This window comes from Ferruginivarius sediminum, assembly GCF_003344765.1.
Classification (GTDB): domain Bacteria; phylum Pseudomonadota; class Alphaproteobacteria; order Kiloniellales; family Rhodovibrionaceae; genus Ferruginivarius; species Ferruginivarius sediminum.
Genome location: NZ_QPMH01000001.1, coordinates 179,365 through 195,991 on the forward strand (window position 1 = coordinate 179,365; position 16,627 = coordinate 195,991).

Sequence of the window (16,627 nt, forward strand, 5' to 3'; positions counted from 1 at the left end):
AGCAACCGGGATGGTGACAGCGGTCGATCTGCTCGTCGGGCTGGCCCTTCTCGTCGCGGGAGGCGAGGGCTTGGTGCGTGGGGCGGTGGGCATGGCCCGGCGTCTCGGCGTTTCGCCGCTTCTGATAGGACTGACCCTTGTCGGGTTCGGCACCTCGACGCCAGAACTGGTGACCAGCCTGGAAGCCGCGCGCCTTGGCTCGCCAGGGATCGCGGTGGGCAACGTTGTCGGTAGCAACATTGCGAACATCCTGTTGATCCTGGGGCTTGCGGCGATCATAAGCCCTTTGCGCTGCGACCCGGTGGCGTTCAAGCGCGATGCGACGATGCTGGCCCTGGCCACCGTCGCCGGCCATGCCGTAATCGTATCCGGCCGTGTCGGCACCGTTGCGGGCCTGGTTTTCCTGGCCGCCTTGGCCGGGTTTGTCCTGCTTACCTATCGGTTGGAGCGCGGACGGGACATCCCCTCGGCCGAGTTGCATGCGCGAGAGGCGGCTGCGGCGGATAGCGGGCGCCTTGCGCTGCCGCTCAGCGCGCTATGGTTCGGCGGCGGCCTTGCCGTCACGGTGCTTGGCGCCGGCTTCCTGGTCGATGGAGCGATCGCCCTGGCAAGGCTGCTGTCGGTGCGCGAGAGCGTGATCGGACTGACCATCGTGGCGGTGGGCACATCTTTGCCGGAACTCGTCACGTCGGTCATGGCCGCGCTCAGGCGTCATGCGGACGTCGCCGTCGGCAATATCGTCGGCAGCAACATCTTCAACATCCTGGGTATCCTTGGGGTGACAGCGCTTGTCCATCCCATCGACGTGCCGGCCGACATTGCCGCGTTCGACATCTGGCTGATGTCGCTCGTGACCGCCGGACTGATCGCACTGGCCATGACGGGCTGGCGCCTGACCCGGGGCGAGGGAATTCTCCTCGTGGCCGGGTTCGGCGCCTATATCGCCTGGCAGGCTTTCGCCGGAGTGCCAGTTTGAGAAGCAGTCAACGCGCGCGCCGATCCACGGGTTCTCCTCAGAACCGGCACTTGCCGCCGGTGAAGAACGACTGGTGGCGATACTTGGGTGGCGAGGATTTGCGATGGCCCCGCGCCGCCTGCCTGTGGGCCTTGTCGCGGTTGGCGCGTTTGAGGCGTTTCATGGCGAGCCTCCCGTCGCGGTTTACGTCGGATTGTCGCACTTTTCGAAACAATGTGCCGGATTTGGTTTAAATGAACTTCGAAATCAAGACCTGGCTCACGGTTCCGTTACAGCAATGTGACTTGCAGCGAATCACCTCTGCTGACATTTACTAGAAACTGTTAAGGCGTTGGTTCGAAGGCATTTACCACGCCTGGGCGGGGCGCCCCTTCACCCCACACACTTGTGGGCGGCCCGCTTGAAGGAGAGACGGAGCGGCTGGTGCTCTAAAGCTGACGTCCGCACCCCAATCCCCCGTCTCGGCGAATGCACCAGTCGACGGCCGGGCCGCCACCCCACCCCACACAGTACGGCGGCCCGGCCTTTCCTTATTCGATATTTTCCTGCTTTCCTGCGAATTCCCGAATGGCCTTGCGCCCGCCGGCTGGCGCTTCTTCTCGCCCTCTGGCATCACATCGCGCGGCAAGGTCAAGCAGGTCGAAACAACAACGTCCAGGAGGAAGACATGGCCGGACGCTTACAGGATAAGGTCGCCATCGTGACGGGTGCGGGCTCGTCCGGGCCGGGTTGGGGCAACGGCAAGGCGGCGTCGGTCCTCTTCGCCCGCGAAGGCGCAAGGGTGGTCTGCGTCGATTTGAACGAGAGTGCGGCGGAGGAGACGGCGGGCATCATCCGGGAAGAGGGACATGATGCCCTGGCAATCCGCGCCGACGTTGCCAATCACGACGACGTGAAGTCCGTCGTCGACCGCACGGTGGGGCACTTCGGCCGCGTCGACGTGCTGCACAACAACGTCGGCATCGTCGAGGTCGGCGGGCCCGTCGAAGCCAGCGAGGAGTCCTGGGACCGGGTGATGAACGTCAACCTGAAATCGATGTTCCTGACCTGTAAATACGTCCTGCCGATCATGCAGAAGCAGAAGGGCGGGGCGATCGTGAACGTCTCCTCGATCGCCGGCATCCGCTGGACCGGCGTGCCCTACATCTCCTATTCGGCCAGCAAGTCGGGCGCGTTGCAATTCACCCGCTCGGTCGCGCTGCAGTACGCGAGCGATGGCGTCCGGGCGAACTCCATCCTGCCGGGCCTGATGAATACCCCGATGATCGTGGAGCCGTTGAAAGAGGTCTACGCCGCCGGCGACATCGAGAAAATGATCGAGATCCGCGACCAGCAGTGCCCGATGGGCCGCATGGGGGATGCCTGGGATGTGGCATACGCGGCCCTGTTCCTGGCGTCCGACGAGGCGAAGTACGTTACCGCCACCGAACTCGTAGTCGACGGCGGTATCACGGGAAAGTTCGCCTGATCCGCGGTTTCCGGGACGTGCCAGGGAAGGGAATAGAAGCCGCGGCGGCCACGCCTTATCGGCGGGGGTTCCGCGCACTTTGGCGCGGGCGCGAGGGGCCGGCGGGCGCAGCCGCCGCGGCGGGACGGTAAAGACAAAGCTTCTTGCTCGCTTCCCGTCAGCGGGCTCCCCTGGCGGGGCGGGAGCCGCATGTCCAGAACCTACCCTCAGGTGCCGGGACTGCACTGTGACACACGCAGGGCATTTTTCGGCTGCTGTCGGGAACACGCCATAAAGCGCGGAAAACCGGCACTTGGAGAAGAGACACCCCAACGGCTGCGCCGCTTGCTTTTGCCTGATCCACCCCTTGCTGTGACGGCAGGCTGTTACGCGAGAGGCGAATCTAGGTGCTTCGTCCGTGCGAATCGGGGCGGGGGCGCAGCAGCCGGAACACCAGGGGGGCGGCGACGACGATGACAAAAATTCGCACGATGTGGTGCGTGGCGACGAAGGCGGGATCGAGCCCCAGGGCGAGGGCGACCAGGCTCATCTCCGCCAGTCCGCCAGGTGAATAGGCGAGCGTCAGGACGGCGACCTCCAGTCCTGTGGCGTGGTGCACGCCCCAGGCGAATGCGACCGCCGTTCCCAGCAGGACCGCCGTTCCGCCCGCCGCCCAGAGCACCGCGCGCAGGACCGTGGCCGGCGCCGTGCCGGCGAAGCGGCAGCCGATGGCGCTACCCACCACGACCTGGGCGGCGGCGACAAGCTCGGTCGGCGGCCCGGCCTCCGTTACGCCGCCAAGATGTACCGCGGCCGACAAGACCATCGGTCCGATCACCGGCGCGGCCGGCACGCGCAGGGCGCGGGCGGCGAAAAACCCCGCGGCACCGCAGGCGGCCAGGATCATGAGATCGAGCGGCGCCACGGACAGGAGCGGCCGGCCCGCACTGGGCCGCGCGCCCGCGTCGTAGCCGAGGAAAAGCTGGAACGCGAAAGGCAGCGCCATCACCACCAGCATGATGCGCGAGCCGTGCGTCAGCGAGATGGCCCGTGGATCGCCGCCCATCGCCTCGCCGACCAGGATCATCTCGGTCAGGCCGCCGGGCATTGCGGCGAAATAGCTGGTGACGCCGTCGTAGTTCGCCACCCGGCGGAAGAACAGGACGCCCAGCGCGCCGGCCACCGCCGTGTACGCCGTCAGGGCCAGCAGGCTCAGCGCCCAGTCGTTCAGCCGCGCCAGGATCGCGGGCGTGAAGGCACTGCCCAGCATGACGCCCAGCACGGCGACGAACAGCGCGCGCAACGGCATCGACATGCCAAGCGGCACCTCGACGATGGCTGCGGTGGTCGTCGCTATCATGGCGCCCAGCATCCACGGCAGCGGCAGCCCGGCCCACTTTGCCAGCGCGCCACCGAGCGCCCCGATGGCCAGCGTCAAAAGGACACGAAGTGGTATCTCAGGAGATTCGGGCACTGCGATTTACGTCAGCCGCCCCGCACGTGGTCGAGCAGGCGGTCGAGGAACCACTCGCACTGCGCAAGCTGATCGAGCGTGATGAACTCGTCGGGCTTGTGAGCCTGCTCGATGGAGCCCGGTCCGCAGACCACCGCGGGAATGCCGTCGGCGGCGAACAACCCGGCCTCGGTTCCGAACGCTACCTTGCTGGTGCTGTTGGCCCGCGCCAGGGCCTTTGTCAGCGTCACCACTGCCGCGTCCGGCTCGGTGTCCAGGGCCGGGAAGCTGGCCAGTTCCTCGAAGGTAAAGCCGGTCGCGGGATCGATGGCCTGCATGGCCGGTTCCACCTCCCGCCGGACGAAGTCGACCGCCTCGGCCAGCAGGTCCCGCGGGTCGTCCTGGGGCAAGTTGCGGAACTCGAAGGCCAGGCGGCATTCCGAGGGCACGATATTCACGGCCGTCCCGCCGTCGATGACGCCCGCTTGGACGGTCGTGTGGGGCACGTCGAAAGCTTCGTCGAAGGGGCCTTCCTGCGCCTTCCGCCGCGCCATGTCCGAGAGGAACACCGTCAGCCGTGCTGCCGCCTCCACGGCGTTGACGCCCTGTGGCGCCAGCGACGAATGGCACGAGAGGCCACGCACCGTGGCGCGCATCGACAGCTTGCCCTTATGGGCGTTGACGACCCGCATCTCCGTCGGTTCGCCCACGATCACCATACGCGGCTTGACGGGGCGGCGCGCAAGGTCGGCCAGCAGCTTGCGCACGCCAAGGCAGCCGACCTCCTCGTCATACGACAGGCAGAGATGCACCGGCGTTTCCGGCCGCGCCTCCAGGAACTTGGGCGCGTAAGCCAGACATGCCGCGAGGAAGCCCTTCATGTCGCAGGTTCCGCGGCCGTAAAACTTGCCGTCGCGCTGCACGGCATCGAAGGGATCGCTCGACCAGTCCTGACCGTTGACCGGGACGACGTCCGTATGGCCGGAAAGGGCGATGCCAGGCCTGTCCACCGGTCCCAGCGTGGCAAAGAGATTCGCCTTGCCGCCGGCGTCGTCGTATGTCAACTCGCAATCGACGCCGAGGCCGGTGAGATATCGTTCGACATCCCTGATAAGTTCCAGGTTGGAGTTGCGGCTGGTGGTATCGAACGCGATCAACCGTTCAAGCATGCGCACCGTTTTGGCGCTTGGCGTGTCGGGCACGTCTGCCTTCCTCCCCATGTTTGGCCCGGACTGTCTAACCGCTTACGGGCCGCTTGGCCAGCCGGACGCCCCGCGTCGGCATAAGTGTTGCGCATCACGGCGAGTGCGTGGCCGCCGCCTCGTCGTCCGACAGTGGATCCAGCCGTTCTTCCCGGATCTGCTTGCCCAGCCACTCCCGGAAGGCACGCACGCGGGGGTCGCGGGCCTTCGCCGGTGTGCAGACGAACCAGTAGCTGTAGCCGGTCCGCAGCACGGGGCCGAAGGGGCTCACCAGATGGCCGGCGCCCAGGTCGTCGATAGCCAGGGACCGCCGCCCCAGCGCCACGCCCTGTCCGGCCACGGCGGCTTGCAGGACGAGGCTGGAATCGCTGTATCCGGGTCCGCGATGCGGGTCGATTCCCCTCAGCCCGGCGGCCTCCATCCAGACACGCCAGCCCGGATCGGCGGGGCTGTCGTGGCAGCGGTCCTGCAGCAGCGTGTGGTGGCGCAAATCGACGGGCGTCTCAAGCGGTGGCGTGCCGTCCCGCAGGGCGGGGCTGCAAACCGGGAACATGGTCTCGTTCATCAGGTGGACCATTTCCAGATCCGTCTCGCGCAGTTCGGTGAAGCGGATCGCCGCGTCCATGTCGCCCTTGTGCAGATCGACGGCCTCTTCGCTAGTGGCAAGGAGAACATCGATGTCCGGATGCACGGCACGGAATCGGCTGAGGCGGGGCAGCAGCCACTTCGCGGCGAACGACTGCAGGGTGGTGATGCGCAGCGGACCGTCGTCCTCGCCGGCCTGTAGGCGCTCGGTGGCCTCGGCGATGTTGTCGAAGGCGTCGCGCACGACGGGCAAATAGGCCTGACCCGCGTCGGTCAACAGGATGGCGCGATTCTTCCGGCGGAACAGCGCCAGGCCAAGCTGCGCTTCCAGCGCCTTCACCTGATGACTGACGGCGGCCTGCGTGACGAACAGCTCTTCGGCCGCCTTTGTAAACGACAGGTGGCGCGCGGCGGCCTCGAATGCGCGTAGGGCGTTTAGTGGCGGCAAGCGGCGCGACATCGGGATCGCATTAGTTCAGTTCATGGGTTCCTGAAATATCATCGTTTGTGAATGCGCGGATTTTGGCGCATTTGTCAAGTAACGGAAGCGATATCTCGATGAGATAACGCATCATGGTATGTCGGATGAATTAGGAGACTTTCGATGACCACGTCACAAAGCACCGCAGGTCGCAGCCTTGTCGGCAATGGCTACGTTTGCCGCCCCGCGCGCCGGGGAATCCTGGCCGCTGCCTGGCAGACCCTGCTTTGCTGGCAGTCGCGTGCGGCCCAACGCGCCCATTTGGCCGCGATGGAGCCGCATATGCGCCGCGACATTGGTCTCGCCGATGCCGAGGTCGCGCAGGAAGTGCGCAAGCCCTTCTGGCTGCCGTAAGTTTCGCAGGGATGGCACGGGCGGACATTGTCCGCCCGTGTCCTTGTGGGCTCGAACTCACTTGTTTGACGCATTTTCGGGCGACGAACCGGTTCCCACGTCGCCTGAAAATGCTTCAGGGAAGGAACTGCTCTTTCAGGATACGTTCCTCGAGGTTGTGCTCGGGGTCGAACAGCAGGTGCGAGGCAAGCGAGCGGTCCTCGTAGACGGTGACGCGCCGCACGTCGCGAACCTCGGTATAGTCCGCCGTGGCCGATATCGGCCGCTTCGTCGCCTCGACAATCTCGAAAACCACTTCCGCCTTGTGAGGCAGAAGGGCGCCACGCCAGCGCCGCGGTCGGAACGCGCTGATCGGTGTCAACGCCAGCAGCGGGGCGCCGATCGGAATGATCGGGCCGTGCGCCGACAGGTTATATGCCGTGCTGCCGGCCGGCGTGGCGATAAGGATGCCGTCGCAGACCAGCTCTTCCAGCCGTGTGACTCCGTCGATCTTCACGCGGATCTTGGCCGCCTGACGGCTTTCGCGCAGCAGCGAGACCTCGTTGATGGCAAGCGCGGTCTGCGTCTCGCCGCCGTTCTCCGTCTGCTCGGCCAGCATGCGCAGCGGGTGGAGTTGCACCTCCTCCGCGCGGTCCAACCGTTCGCGAAGGTCGTCCTCGCTGTACTCGTTCATCAGGAAGCCGACGGTGCCGCGGTTCATGCCATAGATCGGCACGGACCTGTCCATGCAGCGGTGCAGGCTTTCCAGCATCAGGCCGTCGCCGCCCAGGGCCACGATAACGTCGGCCTCCTCCGGCTCGACATGGTCATACCGGGCTTTCAGGCGCTTCATGGCCTCCTGGGCCTCTGTGGCGTCCGAGGCGACGAAGGCGACGTGGCGGCGGTGCATGTCTATACCGGATGTCCCTGCAAGGTGGTTGAAGTATAACGAAGCTGTTCGTGACTGCCAGGGTCGCGCATTTCCATGAATTGACACGTGTCTCGAAAGAGCAATCTCCTGACAGTCAGCCAGACAGGAAAACCGTAGACAGGATGGCGCTTCAGATGGCCACGGATTACCGATTTGCCCTCGTCACCGGCGCGTCCAGCGGCATCGGCGCCGCCTTCGCACGGACGATACCGGAAACCACGGACCTGCTGCTCACCGGCCGGGACAGCGAGCGTCTGGTTGCCTTGAGGGAGGAGTTGTCGGTCGGCGAACGAACGGTCGAATCGATACCGGCCGACCTGACGCGCGAGGGCGACCGCCGCGCCTTGATCGACAAGGCGCAGGCGCTGGAGATCGATCTGCTGATCAACAACGCCGGCATGGGACAGTTCGGCGCCGTGCTGGAAAACGATCCGCAAGGTGAGGTCGACACCGTCCAGGTCAACTGCACCGCCGTTGTGGACCTCGCCGTGAACCTGCTGCCCGGGATGATCGACCGGGAACGGCTGGCGGGACGGCGGGCCGGGCTAATCAATGTGTCCAGCACGTTCGCCGTGCAGCCCATTCCGTATGTCGCCACCTATGCCGCCAGCAAGGCCTTTGTACAGAGCTGGACCGAGGCGTTGGCGGAGGAACTGCGTCACCAGCCCGTCGATGTGCTGGCGCTATGCCCTGGCGCCACGCGCACCGGCATGGCCGAGCGGGCAGGGCTGCGCGGCTCGATCCCCTTCGCCGGCGACCCGGAAGATGTGGCGCGGGAGGCACTCGGCGCACTGGGCCGCTGCACTGTGCACGTCAGCGGTGCGGCATCGCGGGCGGCGCTGACGCCCTATTTCCTGCCGCGCCGGATCGCGGCCGGCGGCCTTGGCGCGGTCATGGGGTTCTTCAGCCGGGTGGGCACGCGTCGTACCTAGAGCATTTTCAGGCGAAGTGGGAACCGGTTCGCCGTCCGAAAATGCGTCAAATCAAAGAGCTAGAGCGTTTGAGCGATTCCACTGAACGCGAAAATGCTCTAGAATCCCGGGGGTCGCCGGTTCCACCAGGGCCGTGCCTGCTCAAGCTGCGCGGCGAGGCGTAGCAGCAGGGTCTCGCCGCCCATGGCGGCCATGAACATGTTGCCCAAGGGCAAGCCGTCCTCGGACCAGACCAGCGGGATGTTCGCGGCCGGACAGCCGGTGGCGTTGGCAAGCTGCGTGAAAGGGGAGAAGGCGCCGGCGCGGCGCAGCGCCTCCTGCGGGTCGGGCAAATCGGTGTCCAGGTGGCCGAGCGGGACCGGCGGCTGCGCCAGTGTGGGCGTCAGGACCACGTCAAAGGTTTGGAAGAATTGGCCAAGTTGCCGGCCCACCATCTGGATCGAGTTGCGTGCCCTGGCATAATCGGCGGCGGTCAACTCGCGGCCGCGACGTGCCAGGAGAGCCGTCTGGGTTTCCAGTTCGCCCTCGTCGATCTGCCGGCCCAGGAACATCGAGAAGGACGCTATATCGTCCGCCGTGTGCGCGGCGACGATGGTGAGGAACGCCTCGGCGAAGGCTGTTTCGTCCAGCATTGGCGCGGCTTCCTCGACGACATGGCCGAGCGACTGGCAAAGCCGGGCCGCTTCCTCCGCCGCCGCGCGGCAGGCGGGGACCGTGGGGTAGCTGGGGCCGGCGTCGAGCTGTAAGGCGATACGCAGACGGCCGGGATCTCGCCCCACCTCCGATAGATAGGAGTCCGGTGGCGGTGGGGCCCAATATGGGTCTCCGGTCTCTGGTCCGGCGGTGGCGTCCAGCAGCGCGGCGGAATCCCGAACGCTGCGCGTGATGGCGTGCTGCGTGGCCAGGCCGCTCCAGCCCTCGCCGATCACGGGGCCCATCGGCACCCGACCCCGCGTTGGCTTCAGGCCGAACAGCCCGCAGCAGGCCGCGGGAACGCGGATCGAGCCGCCGCCGTCGCTGGCATGCGCGGCCGGGACCATGCCGCTGGCCACGGCCGCCGCCGCGCCGCCGCTGGAGCCGCCGGCGGTACGCTCCAGGTTCCAGGGATTGCGCGTGGGCGGAAAGCTTTTCGGCTCGGTCGAATAGGATAGTCCCATCTCGCTGGATGCGGTCTTGGCGCAGACCACCGCGCCGGCAGCCTCAAGGCGCGTCACCGCCGTGCTCGTACCCTTGGCCGAGACGTCTTTCAGGCAGGCCATGCCGTTCGTCGTGGGCGTCCCGTCGATGATGATGCCGAGATCCTTGATCAGATACGGCACGCCGGCAAGCGGCCCATCCTCGGGCATCAGCCGTGCCGCACGCTCTCGGGCCCGATCGAACATCTCCAGGCGGATTGCGCCGACGCGGCCATCCCGTGCTTCGATCCGTTCGATTGCCGCGTCCAGGATCTCAATGGGCTGCATCTCGCCCCGGTTGACAAGTCCGGCCAGGGCGACGGCGTCGAAGTCCTCGTACCGGTCGAATTTCATGGTGCTGCACCCGATGCTCGGGGAATGCTCATTCAAGCCGCCAACGTAGCGAGCCAGCGACACCTTACCTGAAGAAGCCGAACTTCCGTGCCAAGGGGAACCCGCGTCCGACAGGAATGTCCAGTAGCCTACCGCCCCTGTGCATTCATCAGATGCGACTTGTATTTTAGATCGTAGTGCAGGAAATGATCGAGGATAAGCTCCTTGATGGTCAGGGATTGATCCAGAAGCCCGTCCAGGTTATTTGGAGACGTAAAGGTGAATTCGCCATATATCTCGTTAATTCTCGCTTCGAGGTTGCGGTGCTCGATCGCGTGGGCTGGAAGCTGCGAGTAATTGTATCGCAGCATAATCTGTTCTTCATGGATGAAGTGGAATTTATGATTTGAAATCATCCGTGTAATGAGCGTGTCGAGCGTCGTTTTGTTCGCTTCCTTCGACAAAACGTGGTCCACAAATCGATTTATCTCATCGAACAGATGTCGATGCTCAAGGTCGATCTCAGCCTGGCCAACATTGAAGGCGTCAACCCAGGGAATCTGCTCAAGCCGGGAGTCGATTTCCGCCATTCCGCATGTCCATCCATGATTGGAGCATGATGCACGCAGAGAGAGTGCCCAAATGCTTTCATTCAGGAAATAAAATAACGTTCTAACTAAAAATTTATTACTTAGCCGGTGTTCAGGCAGGCAGGGTGCTCAGACACCGGTACGGGTGCGCCCGTTGCCGGTCAAGCGCGTGGTGGGCTCAGCCGCCCGTCACGCTCATGTGCCGGCCCACGGAGGCGCGGCGATGGCGCCGGTCGATCACGAAATCGTGCCCCTTCGGCTTGCGCGAGATCGCCTCGTGAATGGCATCCACCACCACGCGGTCGTCGTCGCTGGCCCGCAGCGGCGCGCGCAGGTCCGCCGAATCCTCTTGACCCAGGCACATGTACAGCATGCCGGTGCAGGTGAGGCGCACGCGGTTGCAGCTTTCGCAGAAATTGTGGGTCATTGGCGTGATGAAGCCGATGCGCCCGCCTGTCTCCTCGCAATGCGCATAGCGGGCCGGTCCGCCGGTCTTGTAGTCGATATCCTCCAGCGTATAGCGCTGCTGCAACTGTCCGCGAAGCATTGACAGCGGCAGGTATTGCTCCAGCCGGTTCTCGCCGACGTCGCCCATCGGCATCACCTCGATGAAGGTGATGTCCCAACCTTCGCCGTGCGCCCAGTCGATCAGCTTCTCGAACTCGTCGTCGTTGACGCCCTTCAGGGCCACGGTGTTGATCTTGACGTGCAAACCGGCCTGCTTTGCCGCTTCCAGCCCGGCCATGACGCGGTCGTAGCGGCCCCAGCGGGTGATCGCCTTGAACTTGTCCGGGTCCAGCGTATCGAAGGACACGTTGACGCGCTTCACGCCCAGATCGACAAGCTGCTGCGCATAGCGGGCAAGCTGACTGGCGTTCGTCGTGATCGTCAGTTCCTCCAGCGCGCCGCTGGCCAGGTGACGGCTCAGGCGTTCGATCAGCCACATGATGTTGCGTCGGACCAGCGGCTCGCCGCCCGTCAGCCGCAGCTTCTTCACGCCGACACCGACGAAGACGCTGCACAGCCGGTCCAGTTCCTCAAGGCTCAGGACCTCCTTCTTCGGCAGGAAGGTCATGTCCTCGGCCATGCAGTAAACGCAGCGGAAGTCGCAGCGATCCGTCACCGATACGCGCAAGTAGCTGATATCGCGTCCGAACGGATCGACCAGTTCACTCATCGTGTACTCCGCGCCATGTTGCATCCGTGTGCGCCGATGGAAGCAGGTTCCAGCCACCGGCGCAACGTTGTATTCGCCAGACTATAACGGATTCCGAACCGTTTTTCTCCCCTAAAGAACGTGGGACTTTTCGCGACGTATGGCAAACACCGATCCCGCGCGGGTCTTCGCCGGGACCGGCTCGTCACGCTTGCCGTGAGCCATCCTACGGCCTAGCCTTCCCGGCGATATGAAGGGGTCGTCACCGCAGTCCGCTCTTGACCGTCCGTTCGCCCGTGTGGTGGCCGCGCTTGTCGTGCTGGCGGTGGCTGGCGTGCTGCTGCGGATTCACTGGGACGACTTGTTTCCGCCGCCTCAGCAGGCTGCGGAGCAGGGAACGGACGCCTACCGCGCCTGCCTGGACAAGCGGCTGGCCGATATCGCGGCGATGCGGGAGCAGGACGTGATCGCGGCCGAGCGCGCGGAACTGTTCCGCCAGCGCGCGGAGGCCTATTGCCGCGCCCGGGAAGGGGGCGGCAGCGTTCCGACGGGCCCGGTGCTGCCCGGCAACTAGATTTATCGAGCCAAGCAGGGAGGACATGATGAAATCACTACTGCGCGCCTTTTCGACGGCGCTTCTGGGCGGGGCGATGCTGCTGGCCGGGACGGTGGGTGCCGTGGCCGCCGACGGCAAGATCGGCCTGAAGTTCCTGGGCCATGCCACCTTCGAGGTAACGTCGCCCGGCGGCACCACGATCCTGCTTGACCCGTTCCTGAGCAAGAATCCGAAGACCCCGGAAGAATACAAGGACATTGGCCAGTACCAGCCGGATGCCATCCTGGTAACGCACAGCCATTTCGATCACGTGGCCGATGCCGAGGCCATCGCCAAGGCCTCCGGCGCGCCCATCATCGGGGCGTACGAACACGCCGGCGCGATGGACGTACCGAAGGACCAGCAGAAGGGCGGCAACGTCGGCGGCAAGTACCAAGTGGGCGATGTCACGGTGCACTACGTTCCCGCCATGCATTCCAGCGACCCCGGCGGCCGGCCGGTCGGCTTCGTGCTGGAGTTCAACGACGGGCGCACGCTCTACGACACCGGCGACACCTGGATTTTCGGCGACATGGCCTTGATCGAGGAGATCCACAGCCCGGACATCGTGCTGCTGCAGGCCGGCGGCGGACCTTACAACCAGGATCCGGAGATCGCGCGGATGGCGATCGACAAGTATTTCGATCCGGAGGTTGTCGTGCCGATGCACTATGGCACCTTCGGCGTTCTGGCGAGTGATGCGGACGTGGAGGCCGCGCTGGCCGATCATCCCGCGGTGCGAATCATGCAGCCGGGTGACTCGGCCGAGTTCTGATCCGGCTTCGCCGTTGCTCGAATCGGGCGGCGGCGCTTCCCATATCCGTGTCATGGAACACATCGAATACCCGGACCTCGACACCTGGGAAGAGCGCCGCCACTGGTTCGAGTCGCTGGAGGACGAACGGGGGCGGGGCGGCGCCGCCCCGGCCTTGAGCGAGCAGGCCTGCGCGCTGATGCTCGATCTCCAGGCGGTGTATTGCGCCGGCGCCTGGGCGGCGGCCGTGATCCTGGCCGCGACCATCGTGGATTCGCAGGGTCGCTTCACCAGCACGGACCCGGCCCTGGCGGAGGAGCTTGCGTGGCTTCGCCGCACGCGCAATGCGCTGATGCACGAGAACCCGAAACTGCCGGTCATTACGGTGGAGGACCAGTGGCAGAACCGCCGCGAGTGGGCACGCTGCGCCAAGCGTGCGGTGGCGGTGGCGATGGCCGCGCTCTATCCCGGCGAGGCGGATAAGGACAGGAGAGCGAAACGGGCATGAAACGGGTGCGTGCGATCATTCATGGCCGGGTCCAGGGCGTCTGGTATCGCGGCTGGACGGTCGACGAGGCGGCGCGGCGCGGTCTTCACGGGTGGGTGCGCAATCGCCACGACGGGACCGTCGAGGCGATCTTCGCGGGTGATGAATCACTGGTCGACGACATGGTGTCCGAATGCTGGAACGGGCCGTCGGCCGCCTATGTCCGCAACGTCGAGGTGGAGCCCTTCCACGAGCCGGTGGAGCCCGGTTTCCATCAGGTGTCAAGCGTTTAAGGCTTCGGTTTCCGCGCTTCGTGCCAGCCTCCGACGACGGCGCCATCTGGACGCAGCCCACCCGATGCCTACATCATGAGCGGGAAACGCACGTAGAGGAGACACGCGATGGCCACCGCCACATTCGCCGCCGGCTGCTTCTGGGGTGTCGAAGCCGCTTTCCGTCAGGTGCAGGGCGTTCTCGCGACGCGCGTCGGCTACATGGGCGGCACGCTGGCCAATCCCAGCTACGAGGACGTCTGCACCGACCGCACCGGGCATGCCGAGGTCGTGCAGGTGGACTTCGATCCCGCGAGGGTGAGTTACGAGCAGCTTCTCGACGTGTTCTGGGAGGCCCACGATCCCACCCAGAAAAACCGGCAGGGCCCCGATGTGGGCACGCAGTACCGCTCGGCCATATTTCACCACGACGACGCCCAGCGCGAGGCGGCGGAGGCCTCGAAAGCGCGGCTTTCGCAGTCCGGCAAGGACAGCCGCCCCGTCGCCACCGAGATCGCCCCCGCCCAGACCTTCTGGCTGGCCGAGGACTATCACCAGCAGTACCTGGAGAAGCGCGGCCTGGCGACGTGCGGGATCTGAGGTCGTTCGACTTCTAGGGTTGTAGCTGCTCAAGGCTTCATTGTGCCGGTACGCCTTGGTGGTCATACCGCGACGCCCTTGCGCCGGTTGCGGGAACCGGGCATGCATGTCCGAAGTATCCAACGGGACTTTTAGCGGAGGACAGGCGTGAGCGAGGCGACGACCGAGGCTGTGCGGGACTTGGGCGGCACTGAGGAGATTCGGTTTCAGCGGCGCGGCGGGCTGGGCGAGGTCGAGATGACCCGGCCGAAGGCGCTGAACGCGTTGACGCTGGACATGATCCGCCACTTCGACCCGCTGTTGCGCGATTGGGCGCGCGATCCGGCGGTACAGGCCGTGGTGATCCGCGGCGCCGGCGAGAAGGCATTCTGCGCCGGCGGTGACGTGCGCGCGGTGTGGGATGCCGGCAAGGCGGGCGACGATCTCACGGCGGTGTTCTTCCGCGAGGAGTACACGCTGAACCGCCGCATCCACGCCTATCCGAAGCCTTACATTGCGCTGATCGACGGTATCACCATGGGCGGCGGCGTCGGGCTGTCGGTGCATGGCAGTCACCGTATCGCGGGCGACCGCACGATGGTGGCCATGCCGGAAACGGCGATCGGCTTCTTTCCGGATGTCGGGGCGACCTGGGTCCTGCCGCGCCTGGAAGGGCAGACCGGCATGTACATGGCCCTCACCGGAGCGCGGCTGAAGACGGCGGACGCTGTCCACGCCGGCTTCGCCACGCACTATGTGCCGAGCGAGCGTGGCGACGAACTGAACGACGCGCTGGCGGCGGCAAGCTGGTCGGGCGATCCGAAGGCTGTCGTCGACGGCGTGCTGGCCGATTTCGCGGCCGATCCCGGCCCGGCGCCGCTCGCCGAGCAGCGCGCCGCGATCGACCGCTGCTTCGGGCGGAACAGCGTCGAGGATATCCTCCGTGCGCTGGAGGCCGAGGGCGGCGACTGGGCGGCGAAGACGCTGGAGACGCTGGGCCAACGCTCGCCCACCTCGTTGAAGCTGACCTTCGCGGCGCTGCGTCGCGGGGCGGAGATGGACTTCGACGACTGCATGCGGATGGAATACCGTCTCAGTCAGGCCTGCATGGCGGGGCACGAGTTCTACGAGGGCATCCGTGCCGTCCTGGTGGAGAAGGATCATGCCCCGAAGTGGCGGCCGGCGACGCTTGCCGAGGTCGACGACGCCGAGATCGAGCGCGCCTTCGCGCCGCTGGGCGAGCGCGACCTGGCATTCGTCGACGACTGACGATCACGCAAGGCACGAAGCAACGGGGAGGCAGACGTCATGGCGGAAATCGGCTTTATCGGCCTTGGCAACATGGGCGGCCCGATGGCCGCGAACCTGGTGAAGGCCGGCCATGGTGTGAAGGGCTACGACATCGGCGCCGACGCGCTGAAAACGGCGGAGAAGAACGGCATCAAGGTCGTCGGCTCGGTCGAGGAGGCGGCCCAGGGCGTGGAGACCGTCATCACCATGCTGCCCGCGGGCGAGCATGTCCACGAGGTCTATACCGGCGAGGGCGGGGTGCTCTCCGTCACGCGCGAGGGCGCGCACCTGATCGACTGCTCCACCATCGATGTCGCCAGTGCCCGCGCCGTGCACGAGGCCGCGGAGGATGAGGGCCTGGAGATGCTGGACGCACCTGTCTCCGGCGGCGTCGCGGGCGCCGAGGCGGGGCAGCTTACCTTCATGGTGGGCGGCTCGGAGGCGGCCTTCAACGCCGCCAAGCCGCTGTTCGACATCATGGGCAAGGCGGCGGTGCATGCCGGCCCGGCCGGGAACGGCCAAGTGGCCAAGGCCTGTAACAACATGATTCTCGGCATCTCCATGCTGGCCATATCCGAGGCGTTCACGCTCGCAGAGAAGCAGGGGCTCGACCCGCAAAAGCTGTTCGATATCTCCTCGCAGGCATCGGGCATGTGCTGGGCGATGCTGAACCACAATCCGGTGCCGGGAATTGTGGAAACGGCGGCCTCGAACCGGGACTACAAGCCCGGTTTCGCCGCCGGAATGATGCTGAAGGATCTGCGCCTTGCGCAGGACGCCGCGCTGAACGCGGGCTGCGCCACGCCGATGGGAGCCGAGGCGGCTGCGCTTTACACCATCTTCTGCAACAGCGGCTACGCGGACAAGGATTACAGCGGCGTCTACAAGATGCTGCGCGGCGAGTGGTTTTGAGCCGATCGCGCGCATAGTTTGCGACGAATTCCCGGCAAGTAACGCGGCGTTAAGGATGCATCTTTTATAACCGCGAGGGCGGCGCCGTTGGCGGGCGGCGCGACGGCTTATTGACCTTGTGGACGAAGAAGAAGGGGGGATGCC

At 65.5% G+C, this 16,627-nt stretch carries 19 protein-coding genes; 11 read left to right on the forward strand and 8 right to left on the reverse strand.

The window, feature by feature from the left end; translation table 11 throughout:
- Positions 1–10 precede the first annotated feature (10 nt).
- Entirely contained in the window at positions 11–976 is a 966-nt protein-coding gene (locus tag DRB17_RS00820; protein ID WP_114580265.1) for a calcium/sodium antiporter, read from the forward strand.
- A gap of 37 nt (positions 977–1,013) precedes the next feature.
- Here the strand turns inward: DRB17_RS00820 and DRB17_RS20795 are convergent, their stop codons facing one another.
- Positions 1,014–1,139: a hypothetical protein gene (locus DRB17_RS20795; RefSeq protein WP_277738556.1), complete on the reverse strand. Its 126-nt coding sequence runs from the start codon at positions 1,137–1,139 to the stop codon at positions 1,014–1,016.
- Positions 1,140–1,643: 504 nt separating this feature from the next.
- Here DRB17_RS20795 and DRB17_RS00825 point away from each other — a divergent pair.
- On the forward strand, positions 1,644–2,444 hold the full coding sequence (locus DRB17_RS00825; protein ID WP_114580266.1) for an SDR family NAD(P)-dependent oxidoreductase: 801 nt from the start codon (positions 1,644–1,646) through the stop codon (positions 2,442–2,444).
- A 382-nt stretch (positions 2,445–2,826) separates the two neighbouring features.
- Here the strand turns inward: DRB17_RS00825 and DRB17_RS00830 are convergent, their stop codons facing one another.
- From DRB17_RS00830 to DRB17_RS00840, 3 genes are all read right to left on the reverse strand, one after another.
- The gene (locus DRB17_RS00830) at positions 2,827–3,897 is read right to left on the reverse strand and encodes an AbrB family transcriptional regulator (protein WP_241503696.1); all 1,071 of its coding nucleotides are present in this window, start codon (positions 3,895–3,897) and stop codon (positions 2,827–2,829) included.
- A gap of 11 nt (positions 3,898–3,908) precedes the next feature.
- Positions 3,909–5,078 carry an acetylornithine deacetylase gene (gene argE, locus DRB17_RS00835; protein ID WP_241503697.1) on the reverse strand — a complete coding sequence of 390 codons (1,170 nt, stop codon included), beginning with the start codon at positions 5,076–5,078 and terminating at the stop codon, positions 3,909–3,911.
- A 94-nt stretch (positions 5,079–5,172) separates the two neighbouring features.
- Positions 5,173–6,123, reverse strand: coding sequence for a transcriptional regulator GcvA (locus tag DRB17_RS00840; protein WP_114580268.1), 951 nt, complete (start codon positions 6,121–6,123; stop codon positions 5,173–5,175).
- A 144-nt stretch (positions 6,124–6,267) separates the two neighbouring features.
- Between DRB17_RS00840 and DRB17_RS00845 the strand changes: the two genes are divergently transcribed.
- The gene (locus DRB17_RS00845; RefSeq protein WP_114580269.1) at positions 6,268–6,498 is read left to right on the forward strand and encodes a DUF1127 domain-containing protein; all 231 of its coding nucleotides are present in this window, start codon (positions 6,268–6,270) and stop codon (positions 6,496–6,498) included.
- A gap of 115 nt (positions 6,499–6,613) precedes the next feature.
- On the opposite strand, the gene DRB17_RS00850 is transcribed toward DRB17_RS00845, so the two are convergent.
- Positions 6,614–7,387, reverse strand: coding sequence for an NAD kinase (locus DRB17_RS00850; protein ID WP_114580270.1), 774 nt, complete (start codon positions 7,385–7,387; stop codon positions 6,614–6,616).
- A 155-nt stretch (positions 7,388–7,542) separates the two neighbouring features.
- On the opposite strand from DRB17_RS00850, the gene DRB17_RS00855 reads away from it, so the two are divergent.
- Positions 7,543–8,340 (forward strand): SDR family NAD(P)-dependent oxidoreductase, encoded by a 798-nt coding sequence (locus DRB17_RS00855; RefSeq protein WP_161958656.1) that lies wholly within the window; start codon positions 7,543–7,545, stop codon positions 8,338–8,340.
- A 98-nt stretch (positions 8,341–8,438) separates the two neighbouring features.
- On the opposite strand, the gene DRB17_RS00860 is transcribed toward DRB17_RS00855, so the two are convergent.
- The 3 genes from DRB17_RS00860 to moaA form a co-directional block, all read right to left on the reverse strand.
- On the reverse strand, positions 8,439–9,869 hold the full coding sequence (locus tag DRB17_RS00860) for an amidase (RefSeq protein ID WP_114580272.1): 1,431 nt from the start codon (positions 9,867–9,869) through the stop codon (positions 8,439–8,441).
- Between the two features lie 128 nt (positions 9,870–9,997).
- Positions 9,998–10,438, reverse strand: coding sequence for a hemerythrin domain-containing protein (locus tag DRB17_RS00865; protein WP_114580273.1), 441 nt, complete (start codon positions 10,436–10,438; stop codon positions 9,998–10,000).
- Positions 10,439–10,616: 178 nt separating this feature from the next.
- On the reverse strand, positions 10,617–11,615 hold the full coding sequence (moaA, locus tag DRB17_RS00870; RefSeq protein WP_114580458.1) for a GTP 3',8-cyclase MoaA: 999 nt from the start codon (positions 11,613–11,615) through the stop codon (positions 10,617–10,619).
- Positions 11,616–11,844: 229 nt separating this feature from the next.
- Here moaA and DRB17_RS00875 point away from each other — a divergent pair, with 229 nt between their 5' ends.
- The 7 genes from DRB17_RS00875 (at position 11,845) to mmsB (ending at position 16,483) form a co-directional block, all read left to right on the forward strand.
- Positions 11,845–12,168: a hypothetical protein gene (locus DRB17_RS00875; protein WP_147274769.1), complete on the forward strand. Its 324-nt coding sequence runs from the start codon at positions 11,845–11,847 to the stop codon at positions 12,166–12,168.
- Positions 12,169–12,196: 28 nt separating this feature from the next.
- Complete coding sequence (locus DRB17_RS00880; protein ID WP_161958657.1) at positions 12,197–12,964, forward strand: metal-dependent hydrolase; 768 nt, start codon at positions 12,197–12,199, stop codon at positions 12,962–12,964.
- Between the two features lie 52 nt (positions 12,965–13,016).
- Positions 13,017–13,451: a hypothetical protein gene (locus DRB17_RS00885; RefSeq protein ID WP_114580276.1), complete on the forward strand. Its 435-nt coding sequence runs from the start codon at positions 13,017–13,019 to the stop codon at positions 13,449–13,451.
- Entirely contained in the window at positions 13,448–13,723 is a 276-nt protein-coding gene (locus DRB17_RS00890) for an acylphosphatase (RefSeq protein ID WP_114580277.1), read from the forward strand. Before DRB17_RS00885 ends, DRB17_RS00890 begins: the two co-directional genes overlap by 4 nt.
- 108 nt (positions 13,724–13,831) lie before the next feature.
- Positions 13,832–14,302, forward strand: a complete 471-nt coding sequence (gene msrA, locus DRB17_RS00895; protein ID WP_114580278.1) for a peptide-methionine (S)-S-oxide reductase MsrA — start codon at positions 13,832–13,834, stop codon at positions 14,300–14,302.
- 147 nt (positions 14,303–14,449) lie between these two features.
- On the forward strand, positions 14,450–15,550 hold the full coding sequence (locus tag DRB17_RS00900; protein WP_241503698.1) for an enoyl-CoA hydratase/isomerase family protein: 1,101 nt from the start codon (positions 14,450–14,452) through the stop codon (positions 15,548–15,550).
- Positions 15,551–15,589: 39 nt separating this feature from the next.
- Positions 15,590–16,483, forward strand: a complete 894-nt coding sequence (gene mmsB / locus DRB17_RS00905; RefSeq protein WP_114580279.1) for a 3-hydroxyisobutyrate dehydrogenase — start codon at positions 15,590–15,592, stop codon at positions 16,481–16,483.
- Positions 16,484–16,627: the final 144 nt, after the last annotated feature.

Bases quoted from the DNA above. Each gene is read 5' to 3' on its own strand.
- DRB17_RS00820 (WP_114580265.1), top strand. From the start codon at position 11: ATGGTGACAGCGGTCGATCTGCTCGTCGGGCTGGCCCTTCTCGTCGCG.
- DRB17_RS20795 (WP_277738556.1), bottom strand. From the start codon at position 1,139: ATGAAACGCCTCAAACGCGCCAACCGCGACAAGGCCCACAGGCAGGCG.
- DRB17_RS00825 (WP_114580266.1), top strand. From the start codon at position 1,644: ATGGCCGGACGCTTACAGGATAAGGTCGCCATCGTGACGGGTGCGGGC.
- DRB17_RS00840 (WP_114580268.1), bottom strand. From the start codon at position 6,123: ATGTCGCGCCGCTTGCCGCCACTAAACGCCCTACGCGCATTCGAGGCC.
- DRB17_RS00845 (WP_114580269.1), top strand. From the start codon at position 6,268: ATGACCACGTCACAAAGCACCGCAGGTCGCAGCCTTGTCGGCAATGGC.
- DRB17_RS00850 (WP_114580270.1), bottom strand. From the start codon at position 7,387: ATGCACCGCCGCCACGTCGCCTTCGTCGCCTCGGACGCCACAGAGGCC.
- DRB17_RS00855 (WP_161958656.1), top strand. From the start codon at position 7,543: ATGGCCACGGATTACCGATTTGCCCTCGTCACCGGCGCGTCCAGCGGC.
- DRB17_RS00860 (WP_114580272.1), bottom strand. From the start codon at position 9,869: ATGAAATTCGACCGGTACGAGGACTTCGACGCCGTCGCCCTGGCCGGA.
- DRB17_RS00865 (WP_114580273.1), bottom strand. From the start codon at position 10,438: ATGGCGGAAATCGACTCCCGGCTTGAGCAGATTCCCTGGGTTGACGCC.
- moaA (WP_114580458.1), bottom strand. From the start codon at position 11,615: ATGAGTGAACTGGTCGATCCGTTCGGACGCGATATCAGCTACTTGCGC.
- DRB17_RS00875 (WP_147274769.1), top strand. From the start codon at position 11,845: ATGAAGGGGTCGTCACCGCAGTCCGCTCTTGACCGTCCGTTCGCCCGT.
- DRB17_RS00880 (WP_161958657.1), top strand. From the start codon at position 12,197: ATGAAATCACTACTGCGCGCCTTTTCGACGGCGCTTCTGGGCGGGGCG.
- DRB17_RS00885 (WP_114580276.1), top strand. From the start codon at position 13,017: ATGGAACACATCGAATACCCGGACCTCGACACCTGGGAAGAGCGCCGC.
- DRB17_RS00890 (WP_114580277.1), top strand. From the start codon at position 13,448: ATGAAACGGGTGCGTGCGATCATTCATGGCCGGGTCCAGGGCGTCTGG.
- msrA (WP_114580278.1), top strand. From the start codon at position 13,832: ATGGCCACCGCCACATTCGCCGCCGGCTGCTTCTGGGGTGTCGAAGCC.
- mmsB (WP_114580279.1), top strand. From the start codon at position 15,590: ATGGCGGAAATCGGCTTTATCGGCCTTGGCAACATGGGCGGCCCGATG.